The 20,960-nt window shown below is 67.8% G+C and carries 19 protein-coding genes; 11 read left to right on the forward strand and 8 right to left on the reverse strand.

Going from position 1 to position 20,960, the window contains the following annotated elements:
* The 5 genes from Q0O97_RS15615 to cobU all read right to left on the reverse strand — a co-directional run.
* Window positions 1–1,984, reverse strand: a 1,984-nt coding sequence (locus Q0O97_RS15615) for a TRAP transporter large permease subunit (RefSeq protein ID WP_294931414.1), incomplete at its 3' end; no start/stop codon positions are given.
* Window positions 1,981–2,628 carry a TRAP transporter small permease subunit gene (locus Q0O97_RS15620; protein WP_294931417.1) on the reverse strand — a complete coding sequence of 216 codons (648 nt, stop codon included), beginning with the start codon at window positions 2,626–2,628 and terminating at the stop codon, window positions 1,981–1,983. The genes Q0O97_RS15615 and Q0O97_RS15620, both read right to left, overlap by 4 nt.
* 124 nt (window positions 2,629–2,752) lie before the next feature.
* Window positions 2,753–3,529 carry an adenosylcobinamide-GDP ribazoletransferase gene (cobS, locus tag Q0O97_RS15625; protein WP_294931420.1) on the reverse strand — a complete coding sequence of 259 codons (777 nt, stop codon included), beginning with the start codon at window positions 3,527–3,529 and terminating at the stop codon, window positions 2,753–2,755.
* A complete protein-coding gene (gene cobT, locus Q0O97_RS15630; RefSeq protein ID WP_294931423.1) occupies window positions 3,522–4,481 on the reverse strand; it encodes a nicotinate-nucleotide--dimethylbenzimidazole phosphoribosyltransferase in 960 nt (319 codons plus the stop codon). The genes cobS and cobT overlap by 8 nt, the downstream gene beginning before the upstream one ends.
* Window positions 4,478–5,008: a bifunctional adenosylcobinamide kinase/adenosylcobinamide-phosphate guanylyltransferase gene (gene cobU, locus Q0O97_RS15635; RefSeq protein WP_294931426.1), complete on the reverse strand. Its 531-nt coding sequence runs from the start codon at window positions 5,006–5,008 to the stop codon at window positions 4,478–4,480. The genes cobT and cobU overlap by 4 nt, the downstream gene beginning before the upstream one ends.
* Before the next feature lie 193 nt (window positions 5,009–5,201).
* Here cobU and Q0O97_RS15640 point away from each other — a divergent pair, with 193 nt between their 5' ends.
* From Q0O97_RS15640 to mnhG, 6 genes are read left to right on the forward strand one after another with little or no spacing between them, the layout of a single operon-like run.
* Window positions 5,202–8,162 carry a monovalent cation/H+ antiporter subunit A gene (locus Q0O97_RS15640; RefSeq protein ID WP_294931428.1) on the forward strand — a complete coding sequence of 987 codons (2,961 nt, stop codon included), beginning with the start codon at window positions 5,202–5,204 and terminating at the stop codon, window positions 8,160–8,162.
* Window positions 8,162–8,506: a Na+/H+ antiporter subunit C gene (locus tag Q0O97_RS15645; protein WP_294931430.1), complete on the forward strand. Its 345-nt coding sequence runs from the start codon at window positions 8,162–8,164 to the stop codon at window positions 8,504–8,506. Before Q0O97_RS15640 ends, Q0O97_RS15645 begins: the two co-directional genes overlap by 1 nt.
* Window positions 8,503–10,185, forward strand: a complete 1,683-nt coding sequence (locus tag Q0O97_RS15650) for a monovalent cation/H+ antiporter subunit D (protein ID WP_294931434.1) — start codon at window positions 8,503–8,505, stop codon at window positions 10,183–10,185. Before Q0O97_RS15645 ends, Q0O97_RS15650 begins: the two co-directional genes overlap by 4 nt.
* Complete coding sequence (locus Q0O97_RS15655) at window positions 10,182–10,670, forward strand: Na+/H+ antiporter subunit E (RefSeq protein WP_294931437.1); 489 nt, start codon at window positions 10,182–10,184, stop codon at window positions 10,668–10,670. Before Q0O97_RS15650 ends, Q0O97_RS15655 begins: the two co-directional genes overlap by 4 nt.
* Entirely contained in the window at window positions 10,667–10,948 is a 282-nt protein-coding gene (locus Q0O97_RS15660; protein ID WP_294931440.1) for a K+/H+ antiporter subunit F, read from the forward strand. The genes Q0O97_RS15655 and Q0O97_RS15660 overlap by 4 nt, the downstream gene beginning before the upstream one ends.
* The gene (gene mnhG / locus Q0O97_RS15665) at window positions 10,945–11,352 is read left to right on the forward strand and encodes a monovalent cation/H(+) antiporter subunit G (RefSeq protein WP_294931443.1); all 408 of its coding nucleotides are present in this window, start codon (window positions 10,945–10,947) and stop codon (window positions 11,350–11,352) included. Before Q0O97_RS15660 ends, mnhG begins: the two co-directional genes overlap by 4 nt.
* On the opposite strand, the gene aroB is transcribed toward mnhG, so the two are convergent.
* Entirely contained in the window at window positions 11,349–12,464 is a 1,116-nt protein-coding gene (gene aroB / locus Q0O97_RS15670) for a 3-dehydroquinate synthase (RefSeq protein WP_294931446.1), read from the reverse strand. The two genes, mnhG and aroB, sit on opposite strands and share 4 nt — an antisense overlap.
* 2 nt (window positions 12,465–12,466) lie before the next feature.
* A complete protein-coding gene (locus Q0O97_RS15675) occupies window positions 12,467–12,997 on the reverse strand; it encodes a shikimate kinase (protein WP_294931449.1) in 531 nt (176 codons plus the stop codon).
* Between the two features lie 133 nt (window positions 12,998–13,130).
* Here Q0O97_RS15675 and Q0O97_RS15680 point away from each other — a divergent pair, with 133 nt between their 5' ends.
* The 4 genes from Q0O97_RS15680 to Q0O97_RS15695 are packed head-to-tail and all read left to right on the forward strand — an operon-like array spanning window position 13,131 to window position 17,432.
* Window positions 13,131–13,313, forward strand: coding sequence for a hypothetical protein (locus Q0O97_RS15680; protein ID WP_294931453.1), 183 nt, complete (start codon window positions 13,131–13,133; stop codon window positions 13,311–13,313).
* On the forward strand, window positions 13,310–14,953 hold the full coding sequence (locus Q0O97_RS15685) for a hypothetical protein (protein WP_294931456.1): 1,644 nt from the start codon (window positions 13,310–13,312) through the stop codon (window positions 14,951–14,953). The genes Q0O97_RS15680 and Q0O97_RS15685 overlap by 4 nt, the downstream gene beginning before the upstream one ends.
* On the forward strand, window positions 14,953–15,927 hold the full coding sequence (locus Q0O97_RS15690) for a site-specific tyrosine recombinase XerD (RefSeq protein WP_294931459.1): 975 nt from the start codon (window positions 14,953–14,955) through the stop codon (window positions 15,925–15,927). Before Q0O97_RS15685 ends, Q0O97_RS15690 begins: the two co-directional genes overlap by 1 nt.
* Window positions 15,924–17,432, forward strand: a complete 1,509-nt coding sequence (locus Q0O97_RS15695; RefSeq protein WP_294931462.1) for an HlyC/CorC family transporter — start codon at window positions 15,924–15,926, stop codon at window positions 17,430–17,432. The genes Q0O97_RS15690 and Q0O97_RS15695 overlap by 4 nt, the downstream gene beginning before the upstream one ends.
* A gap of 9 nt (window positions 17,433–17,441) precedes the next feature.
* Here Q0O97_RS15695 and Q0O97_RS15700 read toward each other — a convergent pair whose 3' ends face one another.
* Window positions 17,442–19,415, reverse strand: coding sequence for a hypothetical protein (locus Q0O97_RS15700; RefSeq protein ID WP_294931464.1), 1,974 nt, complete (start codon window positions 19,413–19,415; stop codon window positions 17,442–17,444).
* Between the two features lie 105 nt (window positions 19,416–19,520).
* Between Q0O97_RS15700 and Q0O97_RS15705 the strand changes: the two genes are divergently transcribed.
* On the forward strand, window positions 19,521–20,960 hold a 1,440-nt coding region (locus Q0O97_RS15705), incomplete at its 3' end, for a transketolase (RefSeq protein ID WP_294931467.1).

Below are 20,960 nucleotides of genomic sequence, written 5' to 3' on the forward strand. Positions count from 1 at the left end.
CGCCTTCCAGCCCCGGCGGTGTGCCAAGTCCGGGCAGGCCGCCGGATGCCGGTGCGGCAGGCTCGGGCCGGGCTTCGGGTTGCGGTGCGGGGGGCTCAAGCCCCGGCGGGGTGCCCAGCCCCGGCAGCCCATCCGTCAGGCCCGAAGGCGCGGGGGCGGGGGTCGGAACGGGGGCGGGGGCCGGATCCGGGGTGGGGGCCGGTTCTGGGGCCGCGCCGCCAAGCCCCTCGGGCACGCCAAGGGCAGGCAGACCGCCCGGCGCTACGGGGGTCTGGGGCTGGCCAAGCGGTGCGCCAAGCGGCGCCAGTCCCGGCAGGCCGCCGACGCTGCCCTGCCCTTCGTCCGGCGCACCGCCCAAGGGGGGCAGGCCGCCAAGGCTGGGCAGTTCGAACGTGACCGGCGCGGCGTCGCGCGGCGCATCGCTGCGCAGGCCCGTCACCAGCACGGGGAAGAAGGCCACCACCCCCGCCATGACAAGCTGGACCACCATGAAGGGGATCGCGCCGATATAGATCTGCCCCGAGGTCACCCCGTCGATCATCCGCCCCGTCACGGGGTCGCGATAGGGGTGGCGCGGCGCGACCGATCGCAGGAAATGCAGCGAAAAGCCGAAGGGCGGATGCATGAACGAGGTCTGCATGATCAGCGCAAGGATCACCCCGAACCAGACCATGTCGATGCCGATGGCATGGGCGGGCACCACCAGCAGCGGCACGATGATGAAGGCCAGCTCGAAATAATCGAGGAAGAAGGCCAGGAAGAAGATCAGCGTCGCCACGAAGAGAACGAACCCCATCTCGCCCCCCGGCAGCGAGGTCAGCAGATGCTCGATCCACAGATGCCCGTTGACGCCGTAGAAGGTCAGCGAAAAGACCCGCGCGCCCATCATGATGAACATGACGAAGGCCGACAGCCGCGTCGCGCTGTAAAGCGCCTGTTTCAGCAGATCGAAGGTCAGGCGGCGCTTGGCCAGCCCCAGCACCAGCGCACCGGCGGCCCCCATCGCGCCGCCCTCGGTGGGCGTGGCGATGCCAAGGAAGATCGTGCCCAGCACCAGGAAGATCAGCGCCAGCGGCGGGATCAGCACGATGATGACCTGCTGGGCCAGATGCGACATCATCCCGATCTTCAGATGACGGTCCGCCAGCGCGACGACATAGGCAAACAGCGCCGCGCCGCCGAACGCTACGATATCGGCATCGACCCCGATCCGGGGATAAAGGACGCGGAACACCGCGTAGCCAAGCGCCGCCGCAAGCGCCACCATCACCAAGAGCGAGCGCACGCCGTGCCCCAGCGTCCGCGCCTCGACCGGCAGGGCGGGAACGGCGGCGGGCTTGAGGATCGACAGCAGGAAGATGAAGATCAGATAGCAGCTCATCAACACCAGCGACGGCACCAGCGCACCGGCATACATCGTGCCCACCGGCACCTGAAGCTGGTCGGCCAGCACGATCAGCACCAGCGAGGGCGGAACGATCTGCGCCAGCGTCCCCGAGGCCGCGATCACCCCCGTCGCCACCTTGCGGTCATAGCCGTAGCGCAGCATGATCGGCAGCGAGATCAGTCCCATCGCGATGACCGAGGCCGCGACGATCCCCGTCGTCGCCGCCAGCACCGTGCCGACCAGCACCACCGCATAGGCAAGCCCGCCGCGGATCGGGCCGAAAAGCTGGCCGATGGTGTCCAGCAGGTCCTCGGCCATGCCGGATTTTTCCAGGATGATCCCCATCAGCGTGAAGAAGGGAATCGCCAGCAGCGTGTCGTTGGAAAACTGCTGCCACATGCGGTTGGGCAGGGTCCCCAGCAGGGGCCAGTCCAGATTGATGGTGCCGCCCGAAAGCGGGGCCAGTTCGACCCCGATGAAGAAGAACAGCAGGCCGTTGGCGGCAAGCGCGAAGGCGACCGGATAGCCGATCAGCAGGAACACGATCAGCGAAGCGAACATGATCGGCGCCATGTTCTGGGCAATGAGTTCCATCATTTCCGGTCCTCCGGCTGGATCGGAAGTTGGGGATCGGGGGCGTTGGGATCGTTCTCCATCGCCTCCTGCATCTCGCGGGCGGTCTCGGCGGCGGTGATCTCGGCCGCTTCGTGCTGCGAGACGTAGGGGACCGGGTCCTCGATCAGCCCGCGCATGATGGCGATCTTCTTGATGACCTCGGACAGGCCTTGCAGGAACAGCAGCACGAAGCCCACCAGCAGGATCAGCCGCGCAGGCCACAGCACCAGCCCGCCCGAGTTCATCGACACCTCGCCCGAATAATAGGCACGCAGGAACCACGGATAGAGATACCAGACCATCAGCCCGGCGAAGGGCAGCAGGAAGAACAGGTGCCCCAAGAGGTCGATCCAGTGCTGGCTGCGCCTGCTCCACCGTGCATAGAGCAGGTCGATGCGGATATGCTCATTGGAAAAAAGCGTCCAGGCGGCAGCGCCCATGAAGGCCGCGCCGAACAGATACCATTGCAATTCCAGCCAGCCGTTCGAGGATATGTTGAACGTCTTGCGGATGATCGCATTGCCCGCGCTGATGATGACCGCCAGCAGGATCAGCCAGCTTGCGAGGCGCCCGATCCAGCCGTTCACCCGGTCGATCCCCTTAGAAAGGGCCAATAGCCCGCCCATCGGCTTCTCCCATGTTCTTCGTGTTGGCGGCCTGCCGGAAGGCACGGGCCGTTTTCGTGGTCGATACGCCCCCTGGCGCGGTTGCACCGCCAATAAGTCGTCTTTTGCCGGGATTCTAGGCTTTTCAGGATAACCTTGCGGCAAGAATGGTCAGCATCGCGGTTTCACCGGCCTGTTGCAGCGCGCCAAGCACGTCGCCGGTCTGCCCGCCCAGCCTGCGCCGGGCCAGCCTGCCCAGCCAGAACTGCACGGCAGCAAGGGCCACGATGGCTAGAAACAACGTAATGAATCCACCGTAATATCCCGATAAAACAGCAATAATACCCGACATCAATCCAATGGCCAGCGCCGCTGCAACCTGCGGCCTCGCAGGACGCCCGCCTTGCCGCCCCAGCCCGTCGGGGCGCGCGGGCGGCATCAGGCGCAGCGCAACCACCAGCCCGGCCCGCGACAAGGCTCCGCCCACGATCAGCGCCGCGATGGCCCCGCCAGGGGGCAACGCCGCCAGCGCGGCGATGCGCAGCGCGGTGACAAGGCCCAGCGTCAGCGCGCCATAGCTGCCGATCCGCGAATCGCGCATGATCTGCAAGCGTTGCTGGATACTGGTCCCGCCCATGCCGTCGGCGAAATCGGCCAGGCCGTCCTCGTGCAGCCCGCCGGTGGCCAGCATCTGCGCCCCCACGGCCAGGATCGCCGCGACGGCGGGCGGCAGGCCGCACACAACCGCCAGCGCATAGGCACCCGCCCCCAGCGCGCCGATCACGATCCCGGCCAACGGAAAGGCCCACACCGAAGCGGCAAGCGAGGGCGGCGGATCGGGCAGCCAGCGGCCCACGGGCAACCGGCTCAGCCAGACCAGCGCAAGCGCGGCGGCGCCCGGCAGGCGGCGCGGATCAGGCACCTATGCCCGCCTCGGCAAAGGTGGCCATGCCGTTGTGGCATTCCAGCGCCGCGCGCAGCACCATCAGCGCGACCGCGGCGCCGCTGCCCTCGCCCAGCCGCATGTCCAGGGTCACGACAGGCTCCTTGCCCATCCGCTCGACCAGCCGCGCGTGGCCCGGCTCGGCCGAGAGATGGCCGACAAGGCAATGATCCAGCGCGGCGGGATCGTCGCGCAGCAGCACCGAAGCGGCGGCCGAGCAGATGAACCCGTCCAGGATCACCGGAATACCAAGGTCGCGCGCCTGCCTGATCGCTCCGCAGATGGCGGTCTGTTCGCGCCCGCCATAGGCGGCAAGGATGGCCTCGGTCCCCCGCGCCGCGCGGTGGCGTTCCAGCCCGGCGTCCACGGACTGGACCTTGACGTTCAGCATGTCCAGTTGCGCCCCCGTGCCCGGCCCGACCCATTCCGCGCCGGTCCCGCCGAAGACCGCCGCCGCCTGCACCGCCGCGACGGTCGAGTTCGCGATGCCCATCTCGCCCAGGATCAGCACATCCGCATGGGGATCGACGGCGCGCGCGCCTGCTTGCAGGGCCTGCGCGACCTCTTCGCCGGTCATGGCGGGGCCGGTGGTGAAATCGGCGGTCGGGCGGTCCAGTTCCAGCGACACCACCGACAGATCGGCCCCCGCCACCCGGCAAAGCTGGTTGATCGCCGCCCCGCCCCGGTCGAAGTTGTCGACCATCAGCGCCGTCACCTCGGGCGCGAACGGGCTGACGCCGCGCGCCGCGATCCCGTGGTTTCCGGCAAAGACCAGCGCCTGCGCGCGTTCTATCCGCGGGTCGGGGCGGCCCTGCCAGCCGGCCATGAACACCGCCAGCCGTTCCAGCCTGCCCAGCGATCCGGGGGGCTTGGTCAGCCGGTCCTGACGGTCGCGTGCGGCCTGCGCGGCGGCGCTGTCGAATTCCCTCATGCGATGTTCCTTTCCGGTTTCAGGCGCAGCGGCAGGCCGCTGACCGACATCCATACTTCATCCGCAACCGCGGCGAGGGCTTGGTTCATCCAGCCATGCGCATCGCGGAACCGCCGGGTCTCGCGGTCGGCGGGCACGATGCCCAGGCCCAATTCGTTGGTGACCAGAACGACCGGGCTTCGCTGGGCGGCAAGGCAGTCGCACAGCCCGGCCACGTCCGCCCGCCCGTCCATGTTGGCCAGCCACAGCGTCAGGCAATCGACCAGCCGCACCCCCTGCCCGTCGCTGCCCAGCAGGGCGCCGGTCAGGTCGCGCGGTTCCTCGATCGTGCGCCAGCCGTCCTGCCTGCGCTTGCGGTGAAGGGCGATTCGCGCCGCCATCTCACCGTCCAGCGGCTGGGCGGTCGCGATATAGATGCGCGCACCGTCAGGCCCGCCCGCCAGTTTCGCGGCCAGCCGCTCGGCCAGCGCCGACTTGCCCGACCTGGCGCCACCCGTCACCAGCGCGATATGTCCGGTCCCTTGCATGGATGCCTTCTTTCACAAACGCCCGCCTCATGGAAGCATCGGCCGGGCATCGCCACCGACGGATTCGCGGCAGCCTTGCACGAGCCAGATAACAATTTGTTTTATTCACAATTAATCTGCGCTGTCCGGTTGTTCCCCGCCCCTTCCTGCGTCTATGATCGCTGCGAAAACACGAAAATGACGAAGGACGCGGATGATCGGGCAAAACCTGTTGATCATGCTTGTCGCCTTGCCCTTTCTTGCGGCTGGCGCGGCATCCATTCTTCCCGGCAACGCCCGAAACGCCGAGGCCTGGATTTCCGGTCTGACCATGCTGGCCATGATCGGCCTGCTTCTGGCCCTTTATCCCCAGGTTCAGGACGGCCACCGCGTCATTTCGCGGATCGGCTGGGTGGACAGGCTCGGCCTGGGGCTGAGCTTCCGCATCGACGGCTTTGCCTGGCTGTTCATGATGCTGGTCACCGGCATCGGCTTCCTGATCGTCCTTTACGCGCGCTATTACATGTCGCCCGACGATCCGGCCTCGCGGTTCTATGCCTGCCTGCTGGCCTTCGCCGGCGCCATGAGCGGGGTGCTGCTGTCGGGCAACATCATCATGCTGGTGGTGTTCTGGGAACTGACCAGCCTGACCTCGTTCCTGCTGATCGGCTACTGGTATCACCGCGCGGATGCCCGCGACGGGGCGCGCATGGCGCTAGTCGTGACCGGAGGCGGCGGGATATGCCTGCTGCTGGGCATGATCCTGCTGGGCCAGATCGTGGGCAGCTACAACCTGGACACGGTGCTGAGATCGGGGGCGATGATCCGGTCGCACGGGCTTTATCCGGCGGTGCTGGGGCTGTTCCTGATGGGCGCGCTGACCAAATCGGCGCAGTTCCCCTTTCATTTCTGGCTGCCCAACGCGATGGCTGCGCCGACGCCGGTTTCGGGCTATCTGCACTCGGCCACGATGGTCAAGGCGGGCGTCTTCCTGCTGCTGCGGTTCGAGCCTGCGCTGGGCGGGACCGACGCCTGGTTCACCATCGTCGCGGGGCTGGGCATCATCACGATGGTACTGGGCGCAGTCGCGGCGCTGTTTCAGCACGACCTCAAGGGGTTGCTGGCCTATTCGACGATCTCGCATCTGGGGCTGATCACGGCGCTGGCGGGAATCGGCAGCCCGCTGGCCATCGTCGCGGCGGTGTTCCACATCGTCAACCACGCGGTCTTCAAGGCATCGCTGTTCATGACCGCCGGGATCATCGACCATGAAACCGGCTCGCGCGACATGCGCAAGCTGTCGGGGCTGTTTCGATACATGCCGGTGACGGGCACGCTGGCCATCCTCGGCTCGGCGGCGATGGCGGGGCTGCCGCTGCTCAACGGCTTCCTGTCCAAGGAACTGTTCTTCGAGGTCGCCCATGCGCCCGGCAACGGCTCGCGCCTGGATGCGGCGCTGCCCTGGCTGGCGACGCTGGGCGGGGCGTTCAGCATCGCCTATTCGCTGCGTTTCGTGCTGAAGGTCTTTTTCGGACCCGAGCCGAAGGGCCTGCCCAAGACCCCGCACGAACCGCCCACCATGATGCGGATGCCCGTCGCGGTGCTGGTCGGCATCTGCGTGGTCGTGGGGATCATCCCCGCCGCCGCGCTGGGCGAGTGGCTGCGCACCGCCGCCATTGCGATCATCGGGCCGGAACTGCCCTATTACAGCCTGAAGATCTGGCACGGCATCACCCCCGCGCTGAACATGACCCTGATCGCCCTGGCGCTGGGCACGGCGCTTTACCTGCTGAACCGTTCGCGCATCGACTTCGGACCCGAGGGGCCGCCGCTGATGCGCAGGCTGTCGGGACAGCGCGTCTTCGACTGGATCATGGCCAATGTCGCGCTGCGCGCCCCGCGCGCGGCCCTGCGGCTGCTGACCGCGCCGGGATTGCAGATGCAGCTTCGGGTCATGGTGCTGCTGACCATCGCAGCCGTCTGGGCCTCGCTGTCGCGGCTGGAATGGAACATCACCTTCCCCCGAATGGAGTTGCAGGAATCGGTCTTCGTCCTGCTGTGGATCGTCGGCGCGGTCTGCGCCATCGGCGCGGCCTGGCAGGCGAACTATCACCGCTTCGCCGCGCTGATCCTGATGGGCGGCGCGGGGCTGATCACCTGCGCGACCTTCGTCTGGCTGTCGGCCCCCGACCTTGCCGTGACCCAGTTGCTGGTCGAGATCGTGACCACCGTCCTTCTGCTGCTGGGCCTGCGCTGGATGCCCAAGCGCGACCCCAACATTCCGCGCGACGTCAGTTTCCGCGCGCGGTTCCGCCGCCGGTCCGATCTGGTCATCGCGCTGGCCTGCGGCACCGGGGCGACGCTGATCGCGCTGGCGGTGATGCTGACGCCGCCCGGCAGTTCGGTCGGGGACTGGTTCCTGCGCCATTCCTATTCCGAGGGCGGCGGCACCAATGTCGTCAACGTGATCCTGGTCGATTTCCGCGCCTTCGACACCTTCGGCGAGGTGACGGTGCTGGCCATCGTCGGCCTGACGGTCTTTGCGCTGCTGCGCCGTTTCCGCCCCTCGCCCGAAAGCGCCGAGAAGCCCGCGCCGCAGCGGGGTGAAAACCCGTCCACGCTGTATAACTACCTCTATGTGCCCTCGATCATCATGCAGTGGCTGTTTGCGCCGATCATCGCGCTGTCGGCCTACCTGTTCTTCCGCGGCCACGACCTGCCGGGCGGAGGCTTCGCCGCGGGCGTCACCCTGGCCATCGGGCTGCTGCTGCAATACCTGGCGACCGACGTGCGCTGGATCGAGGCGCGGCTGACCGTGCTGCCCGTGCGCTGGATGGCGGTGGGCCTTGCCGTGGCCAGCGCGACAGGCGCGGGCGCCTGGATCGTGGGTTATCCCTTCCTGTCGCAGCATTACCGCTATCTGGACATCCCGGTGATCGGGCAGGTTCCGGCCTCGACGGCGATGCTGTTCGATTTCGGGGTCTATGCGCTGGTCGTCGGCTCGGTCGTGCTGATGCTGATCGCCATCGCCCACCAGTCGCTGCGCCTGGGCACACGCAAGCGCGAGGCCGCCGATACCGAGGAACTGGACAAGCTGGAAGAAGAAACCGTCCCCGAAACCGCAACCGCAACCACCGAAACCGCGCGCACCGAACCGCAAGGGGGAACCGCCTGATGGAACTGATCCTGGCTCTTGCAATCGGTGTAATGGTCGGGTCGGGCGTGTGGCTGATCCTGCGTCCGCGCACCTTCCAGGTCATCATCGGGCTGTGCCTGCTGGCTTATGGGGTCAACATGTTCATCTTCTCGATGGGCAGGCTCTATGTCGGGGCCGCGCCGATCATGCCGCGCGGGGGCTTCGTCGATCCCACCGCCTATGCCGACCCGCTGCCCCAGGCGCTGGTGCTGACCGCCATCGTCATCAGCTTTGCGACCACGGCGCTGTTTCTTGTCGTGATGATCGCGGCAAGGGGCGCGACCGGAACCGACCACGTCGATGGGAAAGAACGCGACCAATGACGCCTGAAACCACTTTCGTTCCCGGCCATATCCTTGTCGCGCCGATCCTGATCCCGCTGGTCGCGGGCGCGCTGATGCTGTTTTACGACGACCGCCACCGCCAGATCAAGCTGGGCATCGGACTGGCGGCGCTGGCGGCGCTGTTCCTCGTCTCGATCGAGCTGATCGTGCGCGTCAAGGGCGCGGCCGAGGACAACGGCACCCTCGTCGGCACCTACCTGATGGGCGACTGGCCCGTGCCCATCGGCATCGTGCTGGTGCTGGACCGGCTGTCGGCGATGATGGTGATGCTGTCCACGCTGCTGGCCATACCGTCGCTGATCTATGCCGCCGCGGGCTGGCAGGGAAAGGGACAGCATTATCACAGCATGTTCCAGTTCCTGCTGGCGGGCGTCAACGGCGCCTTCCTGACGGGCGACCTGTTCAACCTGTTCGTGTTCTTCGAGGTGATGCTGGCCGCATCCTACGGGCTGATGCTGCACGGCTCGGGCGTGGACCGGATCAAGCAGGGCATCCATTACATCGGGATCAACCTCGCCGCCTCGCTGCTGTTCCTGCTGGGCGCGGGGTTGGTCTATGGCACCACCGGCACGCTGAACATGGCCGATATCTCGCGCGTGGTGCCGGGGCTGGACGGGGCGCAGCGCCAGCTTTTCCACGCCGCCGCCGCCTTCCTGGGCATCGCCTTCCTGACCAAGGCCGCGATCTGGCCGCTGTGCTTCTGGCTGCCGCCGACCTATGCCGCCGCCTCGCCCCCCGCCGCGGCAAGTTTCGCGATCATGACCAAGGTCGGGCTTTACGTCATCCTGCGCCTGTCCACGCTGATCTTCGGCGAGGACGCGGGGGCCTCGGCGGGCTTTGGCGGCCCGGCGCTGATCCTGGGCGGCATCGCGACCATCGCCTATGGCACCTTCGGCGTGCTTGGCGCGCAGGGCGTGGCGACCAAGGGCGGGCACATGGCGCTGATCTCGTCGGGAACGGTGCTGACCGCCACGGGCATCGCCGTCATCGGGGGCGGCCAGCAGATCCTGACCGGGGCGCTTTACTACCTGATCGGCTCGACCATCGCCGTCGGTGCCTATTTCCTGCTGGCCGAGACGGTCGCCCGCGACGAAAAGGAACACAGCGACGACGATGACGACGGGCGCGAACCCGAGCCGGACTATATCGCCGACCGCTGGGCGCCGATGATGGGCACGGTCGAGGACGAGGCCGCCCCCGCCATCGGGCGCACCGGGTCCTGGACGGCCATCGGCATCAGCTTCGCGGTGCTGGCCGTCATCATCGCCGGGCTGCCGCCCTTCCCCGGCTTCATCGGAAAATTCGCCATGCTGTCGGGTGCGATCCGCGACAATGCGCAGGTGACGGGCATGATCCCGGCAGTGATCTGGGCCTATGCGGGGGTGCTGATCGTCTCGGGCTTTGCCGTGCTGATCGCGATGATGCGGATCGGCATCCGCCGCTTCTGGGCGTCCGAGACGCCGGCGCCGCGCATCCTGGCGCTGGAGATCGTGCCGGTCGTCCTGATCCTTGCCATGATCGCGCTGCAAACCGTGAAATCGGGCGCGGTGCTGAGCTATACCGAGGACACCGCCTCGGCGCTGCTGACGCCCTCGGTCTATCGCGACGCCGTGCTGTCGGCCCCGGTCGTCGGCCCGCATGAAGGGATGGAGCAATGAGCAGGTATTTCCCCCATCCCCTGATGTTCGTGGCGCTGCTGCTGATGTGGCTGGCGCTGACCCGCTTCAGCCTGGGCCATCTGGTGCTTGGCTCGGCCATCGCGATGGGGGCGTCCTGGGTCGTGGGCCTGCTGCGCCCCAAGCGGGTCAGGATCCGCAGTTGGCGGGCGCTGATCGTGCTGTTCTTCACCGTGGGCTACGACATCATCCGCTCGAACATCCAGGTTGCGGTGATCATCGTCCGCGATCTGCTGGGCCACAAACGCAGCCCCGGCTTCATCCTGCTGAAGCTGCGGCTGCGCGACCGCAACGCGCTGGCCACGCTGGCGATGATCATCACCGCGACCCCCGGCACCGCCTGGATCGAGCATGACCCCGAGGATGGCCGCCTGCTGCTGCACATCCTTGACCTGCGCGAGGAACAGGACTGGCAGGTCCTGATCGGCGACCGCTACGAATTGCTGCTGATGGAGATCTTCGAATGAGCGCGATCATCATGAACATCGCCCTGACCTATGCCCAGATCTGCCTGATCGTGGCCTTCGGATTTGCCACCGCACGGATGCTGAAGGGGCCGCGCGCGCAGGATCGCGTCCTGGGACTGGACACGCTTTATATCAACGCCATGCTGCTGTTCCTGGTGATCGGGGTGGACAACGGCAACGTCTTCTTCTTCGAGGCGGCCATCGTCATCGCCATCGTCGGCTTCGTCGCCACCGTCTCGCTTGCCAAGTTCCTGATGCGCGGCGAGGTGATCGAATGAACAGCCATATCGAGACCCTGCCTCTCTGGGCCGCCATCCTGATCGCGGTGCTGCTGGTCATCGGTTCGACCCTGACGCTGCTGGGCAATATCGGGCTGCTGCGGTTCCGCACCTTCTACGAACGGCTGCACGCGCCGACGCTGGGCGTAAGCTGGGGAACCGCGGCGATCATCCTGGCGTCGATGCTGATGTTTTCGCTGCATCTGGGCCGCCCGGTCATTCACGAATTGATCGTCGGCGTCTTCGTGATGATCACGGCCCCGGTGACGCTGATGCTTCTGGGCCGCGCGGCGCTGCGCCGGGACCGGGCGCGCGGGCTGGACCTGAATGTCCGCCGCATAACCCCGCCGGATTCCAAGGCGGTGGACGGCGACGAACCCGGCCCGACAGACGAGATCCGCTAGCGCCTGCCCCCGCGCGACTGGGCCAGCACCTGCCGCACCGCGTCGATATCGACCTGATCGGTGACAAAGCTTTGCCCGATGCCGCGCGCCAGGACGAAACGCAGGCGGTCGTCCAGCACCTTCTTGTCCTGCCCCATCAGCGCGATCAGCGCCTCGTCGTCGGGCAGATCGCCCGCGATATCGCCGATGCGGGTTGGCAGGCCCATCGCCGCCAGGTGCGCCGCCACGCGCGATGGGCTTTCCTGGCTGCAAAGCCCCATCCGCGCCGACAGCTCGAACGCAAGGCAGCAGCCGATGGCCACGCCCTCGCCATGCAGCAGCCGGTCGGAATATCCGGTCGCCGATTCAAGCGCATGGCCGAAGGTATGGCCCAGGTTCAGCAGCGCCCTGTCGCCCTGTTCGGTTTCGTCGCGCTGGACGATATCGGCCTTCATCGCCACCGAATGGCGCACCGCCTCGGCCCGCAAGGCGGGGTCGCGGGCCAGCGCCGGGCCGTTCGCTTCCAGCCAGCCGAAAAAGCCCTCGTCGCCCAGCAGCCCGTATTTCGCGACCTCGCCATAGCCCGCGCGAAAGTCGCGCGGCGTCAGCGTGTCCAGCACGTCGATATCGGCCAGCACCAGCGAGGGCTGATGAAACGCCCCGATCAGGTTCTTGCCCTGCGGGCTGTTGATCCCGGTCTTGCCGCCGACCGAGCTGTCGACCTGCGCAAGCAGGCTGGTCGGGATCTGCACGAATCGCACCCCGCGCCGCAGGATCGCTGCGGCGAAACCGGCCAGATCGCCGATCACGCCGCCACCGAATGCGATCACCAGATCCTGGCGCCCGATCCGTTGGGCCAGGAGCCATTCGACGCTGCGGCCAAGCTGGTCCCAGGACTTGGTGGCCTCGCCCGCGGGCAGGGCCAGGGCCTCGGCCTCGATGCCGTGGGCGCGCAGCGCGGCTTGCAGGCGTGCCAGATGCAGCCCGGCCACGGTGGCATCGGTGACGATCGCGGCGCGGCGACGGCCGAAAAGACGGTGGATATGCGCGCCCGCCTGCGCGATCAGGCCGGGACCGATCAGGACGTCATAGGCGCGCGCGCCAAGATCGACATGGACGGAATGCTGGGTCATCTTCACTTCAGAACCTCGGGGTAGGTGGCGCGAATCGCATCGAGAACCCGCTGGGCGCTGGCGGCAACAGTGTCGCGCCGCTGCGCCTCGATCCGCAGGTCGGCCAGCGCATAGACCGGATTTCGCGCATTCAGCAACCGCTCCAGCGTGGCCTTGGGTTGGCCGGTTTGCAGCAAGGGCCGCGTGGGCCGCTGGCGGACACGCTGCCACAGCGTTTCCAGATCGCCGTCCAGCCAGACGGAAATGCCGTTTTCCGCCACGCTGCGCCGGTTCTCCTCGCGCATCCACGCCCCACCGCCGGTCGAGACGATGCCGGGGCCGTCGGCCATCACGCGGGCCAGCACCTCTGATTCGCGGGCGCGAAAGAATTCCTCGCCGTCGCGGGCGAAGATCTCGGGGATGGTCATGGCGGCGGCGCGCTCGATCTCGACGTCGATATCGCGGAAAGGAAGCTGCAAACGCCGGGCCAGTTCGGACCCGACCGCCGTCTTGCCCGCCCCCATCATTCCGATCAGCACGATATTCCGCCGCATCGCGTTATCCCGGTCACTTATTCAAATTGCTTGCCTGAATGGCGTGATCTTTGCCGAAATGCCATATATATTCGCCATCGGGCGGCGTAAGACCGCACGGAAACAATGTTGTGCATGAGGCAAAGGACCACCAATGCGGCTTCTGCGAGTGATCGTCATCCTGCTGATTCTGGCGGTAGGGGCGCTGGCCGTCTATGCCTATCTGGGCGACATGGACCCCGCGCCATCCGAGATGCGCATCCCGGTCGAGCTTGATCTGGGCGCCGAAATCCCCGCACCGGCCGAGGAACCGGCCCAACCCCAGTCGGACGGATGAGCGCAGCACGGCCCCCTGCCCGCGCCGCGCTTGCGGCAAGGGTGCTGGCGGCGCTGGTGCTGACCGGCTCGGTCGCGCTGGCCGACCCGCGCCCGCCGCTGTCGGCCAGCGACTGGCTGTCGGGCACCGTCGAGGAACCCGCGAACCGTTCGGGCTGGCGTCCGGGCGATCCGGTGCCCCGCGATGCGGTGGACGGCCGCAACCCGGACCTTGCCGAAAGCGGCTCGGTCGAGCCGGTGGGCGTCACCCGGCTGGGTCAGGGCAACCCCGACGGCAAGGGCACCGTCTCGCCGCGCACCGCCGGACTGCCCGCCGATCTGTGGGGCGGCAGCGACACGGCGACGCTGGCCGAACTGGTGCGCGAACAAGATCCCCAATTGCCCGCCCTGCGCCGCCTGCTGCGCCGGGTGCTGGCCGCGCAACTGGATCCGCCCGCCGTCACCACGCCGGGCACCGAGGGCGCGCTGTTCCTGGCCCGCGTGGACAAGCTGCTGGACATGGGCGCGACCGGCGCCGCGCAGGAGTTGCTGCTGGCCGCCGGTCCGGGCGATCATCAACGCTTCCGCCGCCTGTTCGACATCGCCCTGCTGTCGGGGGACGAGGCGCGCGCCTGCCGGATCATGGACGAAACCCCCGGCATCGCGCCCAGCTTCGCCGCGCGGATCTTCTGCCTTGCGCTTGGCGGCGATTGGGCGGCGGCGGCGCTGGTCTATACCGGCGCGGACATGCTGGGCCGGATCGACGACGACACCGCGCAACTGATGGCGCATTACCTTGACGACGCCTATGCCGACAGCGAGCAGACGGTGCCCGAGCCCGCGACCGTCACCCCCCTTTCCTTCCGCCTGCACGAGGCGATCGGCCAGCCGCTGGCGACCGGCAACCTGCCCCTTGCCTTCGCGCTGTCCGATCTGGACGAAAGCAACGGCTGGAAGGCGCGGCTAGACGCGGCCGAGCGACTGGCCCGCGTGGCGGCCATCCCGGCATCGCAACTGCGCCAGATCTACGTCCTTCAGCGGCCCGCAGCCTCGGGCGGGGTCTGGGACCGCGCGGCGGCGATCCAGCGGCTGGTCGAGGCGCTGGCCACCCGCGACAAACCCGCGGTCGAGGCCGCCCTGCCCATCGCCTATCAGGAAATGAACCGCGCGGGTCTTGGCCATGCGCTGGCCGACATGGTGGGCGCGGAAAGCGCCACGATGGAACTGTCGGGCCGCGCGGGCATCATCGCCATGTGGCTGGCCCTTGCCGCGCATCAGACCCACACGATCGAGGTCTTTCCCACCGAGGCAACCGAATTCGACCGCTGGTTGGTTTCCTTCGCCTCGGGCAGCACGCGCACGCGCCTGCCCCGGCAGGACCCGGACGGCGCGGCGGCGATCCTTGCCCCCGCCTTCCAGGGCGACCCGCAGGAAGGGCTGCACGAAATCCCGGCCCGCCTGATCGCCGAAAACCGCCGGGGCGAGGCCCTGCTGGCCGCGCTGGCCGATGTCGATGCGGGGCTGGAGGGCAACCTGGTCCGCGCCGCCACCGGGCTGCGCACCCTGCGCGCGCTGGATCAGGAAGACATCGCCCGGCAGGCGGCGGTCGAGCTGATGCTGACGCCCCGCATCCTGTCGCTACATGCCTCGGGGGGGCGCTGATGGCCGATCCCGCGCCCGATATGCGCCGCATTTCCGCCTTTCTGGACGCACAGGCGGCGGAATCGGGCGCGGCGCGCAATACCTTGCTGGCCTATGGCCGCGACCTGCGCGATTTCTGCGAATGGATGGCCCGCGCGGGCCATTCGCTGCAAGACGTGACCCGCGACGGGATCGAGGATTACCTGAGCCATTGCGACGCGCAAGGGCTGTCGCGCGCGACGCGGGCGCGGCGCCTGTCCTCGATCCGCCAGATCATGCGGTTCGCGCAGGACGAGGGCTGGCGCGAGGACGACCCCGCCGTGCGCATAAGCGGACCGGGCCGCGCCAAGCGCCTGCCCCGCACCCTGGACCGGGCCGAGGTTCAGGCCATGCTGGACGCGGTTCCCCGCCTTGGGCGCGGCGAAACCGAACGCGCCCGCAACCTTGCCCTGTTCGAGATCCTCTATGCCACCGGCATGCGCGTCAGCGAACTGGTCGGCCTGCCCGTCTCGGCCTGCCGGGGCGATCCGCAACTGCTGCTGATCCGCGGCAAGGGCGGCAAGGAACGCATGGTCCCCCTTGGCCCGCCCGCGCGCCGCGCCTTGCAGGGCTGGCTGGCGATCCGCGACAATGCGCCCGAGGGCAGCCCCCTGGCGCGTCTGGTCGCGGGACAGGGCGCGAAATGGCTTTTCCCCGCCGCCAGCGCGGAAGGGCATATGACGCGGCAGGCCTTTCACGGGCTGGTCGGGCAGATCGCGGCGGCGGCGGGCATCGACCCCTCGCGCGTTTCGCCCCATGTGATCCGCCACGCTTTCGCCACGCATCTGCTGGAAGGCGGCGCCGATCTGCGCGCGATCCAGACGCTTCTGGGCCACGCCGACCTTGGCACCACGGAAATCTATACGCATGTAATGGACGGGCGGATGCGCGATCTGGTGCTGAACCACCATCCGTTGGCCGGCCCACCGCAGGAGGAAGGCGAAAGGAACGAATGAGCGTTTTTCTGATGTCGGAAACCGCCGTCGAAACCGCAACGCAAACCGCAACGCGGGTCACATCCGGCGGCGCGGATACGGGCGGCGCCATCCTGTTCACCATCGTCGCGATTGCGATCCTGCTGGCCATATCCGCCTTTTTCTCGGGGGCGGAAACCGCGCTGACGGCGGCCAGCCGGGGCAAGCTGCGCGCCCGCGCCGACAAGGGCGACCGGGGCGCGGAAACCGTGCTCGAGGTGGTCGAGGACCGCGAGAAGCTGATCGGGACCATCCTGCTGGGCAACAACGTCGTCAACATCCTGGCCGCCAGCCTTGCCTCGGCGCTGTTCGTCCAGATCTTCAGTTCTGGCGCGGTCGCCCTGGCGACGCTGGTGATGACGGCGCTGATCCTGATCTTTTCCGAGGTCCTGCCCAAGACATACGCCCTGCTTGCACCCGAAAAGCTGGCCACCCGCCTCGCGCCCCCGATCCGGGTGGCCATGCGGCTGCTGGCGCCCGCGGTCTCGTTGTTGCGGGGGATCGTGCGGGGGCTGATGGCCCTGCTCGGCCCCCGGCAGGAACAATCGGCAAACCTGTTCACCGTGCAAGAGGAAATCGCCGGGGCGCTGGCGCTTGGCCAGTCCAGCGGCACCGTCGCCAAGGAAGATCGCGACCGGCTGATGGGCGCGCTGGACCTTGGCGACCGCTGGGTCGAAGAGGTGATGCTGCACCGCTCGCAGATCCAGATGATCGACGCGGACAAGAAGCCCTATCAGATCCTGCAAGCCGTGCTGGACAGCCCCTTCACCCGCCTGCCCGTCTTTCAGGGTGAGCGGGAAAACGTCGTCGGCGTCATCCATGCCAAGGACCTGCTGCGCGCGATAAACCAGGCGGTCCAGACGGACGGCGCGCGCGCCTTGCGCAGTTTCGACGTGCTGGCCATCGCCATGCCGCCCTATTTCGTGCCCGAAACGACCGCGCTGGACGAACAGCTTCGCGAATTCCTGTCGCGCCGCGCCCATTTCGCGCTGGTCGTGGACGAATACGGCAGCCTGCGCGGGCTGATCACGCTGGAAGACATCCTCGAGGAAATCGTGGGCGAGATCGTGGACGAACACGACCGCGCCGACCAGGAACTGCGGCCCAACGCCTCGGGCGAATATATCGTCAGCGGCGCGATGACGATCCGCGACATCAACCGCGCGCTGGACTGGAGCCTGCCCGACGACGAGGCCAACACCATCGCGGGGCTGGTCATCCATATCGCGCGCTCGATCCCCCAGCCGGGGCAGATCTTTTCCTTTGGCGACCTGCGCTTCGAAGTCCTCAGCCGCCGCGAGAACCGCATCACCCGCCTGCGTATCCGCCCCGCGACCCCCCTGCTGCCCCCGCCCGCGGCCGAGGACGGGGATGCCGAGCCGCAGCAGGACGCCCCCGACGACGCGCCGCCCGCATCCGAGGGCGACAGCGCGCCGCGCCGCATCACGCCCACGGCGACCGCGCCCCATATCGACCGCTCGTCCTGACCCGACGCTTCAGGAACCGGGCGCGGCGCTTTCGCTTTGCCGTGCGCGCTGCCTCTCGGCCCGCTTGACCTGATTGTTCAGCCGTTCCAGCACGCCCAGATCCGGCCAGTAAAGCAGCGCCTGATCCAGATGGCGGCGCGCGCGGCCCGGTTGCGGTTCCTCCAGCGCGCGCAGGCAGGCCGAGGCATGCAGCAGCGCGTTTTCGGGCGCCAGCCGGATGGCCGAATCCAGCCAGCGTCGGCCCGCCGCCCGATTGCCCGCGCGATAGCTGCAATCGGCCAGCCGCTTGTGGGTCAGCGCGTTGTCCGGCTGCACCCTGTCCAGCCAATGCAGCAGCACAAAGGCCCGCCGCAGCCGCCCATGCAGCCCCAGCTTGCCCGCGCAAAAGCCAAGGCGCAGCAGCCCCTGTGCAGCGGGCACCTTGGGCAGTTGGTCGTTGAGCAGGCTTTCCTCGACCGTGGCCAGCAACTCGCCCCCCACCGCCAGCTTCTGCGGCAGCGGGGGATGGCGCGACAGGTTGTCCCGGTCCGAGGGGTTGCCGATCAGTTCGGCCCAGTCGGCAAGATAGGTCCAATGCGGCAGCACCTTCGCGTCGCCGGGCTGGCCGTCGGCGATGGTGGCGATCATCCCCGTCTCGGCGGGTTCGGACAGCAGCTCGACCATTTCCGGCCCGAACATCAGCGCCCCCGCCGCCGCCCCGCCGCGCAGCAGGACCTGGCGCGCCAGCACCGGGCCAAGCGGCCCGCCGCCCGTGAAGGCCACGGTCAGGAAGCTGGCATCCTCGGCCCCGCCCTCGTACCCCTTCGCGATCCGCGCCAGGTCGAGGATCTGGCGCACCGACTTGCGGTCGGCATTGCGCAGATGGTCGCTGCGGATCGCCTTCGACGCCATCCGCGCCGCCTTGGCCCGCTTGCCCGCCCCAAGCGCAGCCAGCGCCAGCCAGTAGCGCACGAAGGGAAAGCGGGTCTGGAAATCCTCGGACAGGTTCAGCCCGTCCAGCATTTCCTGCGCGCGGCCCTGCGCGATCGCATGCTGCGCGGCATAGACCAGCGATTGCGCCAGGTCGCCGGGCGCAAGGAAACTGTCGGGGCGGTGGATCGCGCGGTCCAGCAATTCGTCATAGGCGCGGATCCGTTCCGCGGGGGCAAGCGAGATCGGCAAGGGCATTTCCCGCGCCCCCCCGATCAGCGCCGCCGCCATCGAAAAGGCGGATGAGGCCGGGGCGGCGATTTCCTCGCATTCGGCCATCAGCAACAGTTCCAGCATGTCGCGCTCGGCCAGCGACAGGTCCTGATCGGCCAGCAGGTCGTCCACCGGCATGATGCGTCCGTCGCCCTGGCGCAGGTGGTGGACGGCGGCGGGCGTGTCGGAAAAGGCGATGACGGGTCCGTCGCGCAGATCGACGTAACGGCGAAAGAATTCGTCGGGCAGGTATTTCGAGGGCCATGCGCGATAGGACCACGGATCGCCGTCCAGGATGTCGCCGCGCCGGACATGGATCGCTGCCGCACCCTTGCGGCCCGCCTTGGCGATCTTGCGCCGCGCGGTCCTGAGCGCCTTGGCCAGCCGTGGCGCCAGCGGGATATCCAGCATGATCGCGCGCAATTCGGCGGAAACCTCGGCAGGCTTTTCGTCGATGAAGCGCGTGGCCTCGATCATCGAGCCGCCATGAAACCGCGCACCCTTCGCCAGCCCTTCGGCAAATTGCGCCGACTGGCTGACATGGGACAGCGACGACAGCGCGCGGCGCTGGCCGAAATCGGGAGGGGCATCGACGACGGTGACGTGGCGCGCCAGCAATTCGGGCGCGAAGAACACCCCCGGATCGGCCAGTTCGGGATAGGGACCGTCGGGCTGGGACAGCCACAGGTAATGCGCGGGCACCCCGAATTTCCGCGAAAGCCGGATCATGTCCAGCAGGCAGATCAGCCGCGCCCCCGATCTGTCCTGCCGAAAGCCGACGATAGGCTGGGGGTAATCCATCTGAACCTCGTTAAACGAAAATGCTGGTCAAAAATAACGGTGGGTTGCAACATTCCGGCGCTCTGCCTATCAGGAAGTGCCGTTTTCAAACCCAGGAACATGATCATGGACATCGCCGCCCGCCGCAAGGCCGATCCCGAACATTGGCAACTTGCCGCCGCCATCCGCATCCTGTCGATGGATGCGGTCGAGGCCGCGAACTCGGGCCACCCCGGCATGCCGATGGGCATGGCAGACGTCGCCACGGTGCTGTTTCGCAAGCATCTGAAATTCGACGCCTCCAGCCCCAACTGGTTCGACCGCGACCGCTTCGTGCTGTCGGCGGGGCACGGCTCGATGCTGATCTATTCGTTGCTGCACCTGACCGGCTACGAACAGATGTCGCTGGACCAGATCAGGAACTTCCGCCAATGGGGCGCGATCACGGCGGGCCATCCCGAATACGGCCATGCCGAAGGGATCGAGACCACGACCGGCCCGCTGGGCCAGGGCATCGCCACCGCCGTCGGCATGGCCATCGCCGAGGAAGCCATGCGCGCCCAGTTCGGCGCGGAACTTTGCGATCACAAGACCTGGGTGATCGCGGGCGACGGCTGCCTGATGGAGGGCATCAGCCAAGAGGCCATCGCCCTTGCGGGCCACCAGAAGCTGAAGAACCTGATCGTCCTTTGGGACAACAACGACATCACCATCGACGGGCGCGTCTCGCTGTCGGATTCGACCGACCAGCGCAAGCGGTTCGAGGCATCCGGCTGGCGCGTGCTGTCCTGCGACGGCCATGACGCCGCCGATATCGACCGCGCGCTGGGCGATGCCGCCGCTGGCCGCGACGACCGCCCGGTTCTGGTCGATTGCAAGACGATCATCGGCTATGGTGCACCCAAGAAACAGGACAGTTCCGGCGCGCATGGCTCGCCCTTGGGGGCCGAGGAAATCGCCGCCACCCGCGCCGCCTATGGCTGGGAAGGCGCGGCGTTCGAGATCCCCGCCGATCTGCTGAAAGAGTGGCGCGCCATCGGTGCGCGCGGTGCCGCGACGCGCAAGGCTTGGGCCGGGCGCGTCGATGCGCTGGACGCGGATGCGCGGGCGGAATTCGCCCGCCGCATCTCGGGCGAGGGCAGCGACAAGCTGGCCCCCGCCATCGCCACGCTGAAGTCGCAGGCCAGCGAAGGCCAACCCAAGATCGCGACCCGCAAGGCCAGCGAGATGGTGCTGGAGGCCGTCAACGCCGCCCTGCCCGAAACGCTTGGCGGGTCGGCCGACCTGACCGGCTCGAACAACACCAAGACCAAGGATCAGGGTATCTACGGGCCGGACAACCGCACGGGCCGCTATATCCATTACGGCATCCGCGAACACGGCATGGCCGCCGCTATGAACGGGATCTGGCTGCACGGCGGGTTCCGCCCCTATGGCGGCACCTTCATGACCTTCACCGATTACGCGCGCGGCGCGATGCGGCTGTCGGCGCTGATGGGCCTGCCGGTCGCCTATGTGATGACCCATGACAGCATCGGTCTGGGCGAGGACGGCCCGACCCACCAG

This window comes from uncultured Paracoccus sp., assembly GCF_945915435.1.
Taxonomy (GTDB): Bacteria; Pseudomonadota; Alphaproteobacteria; order Rhodobacterales; family Rhodobacteraceae; genus Paracoccus.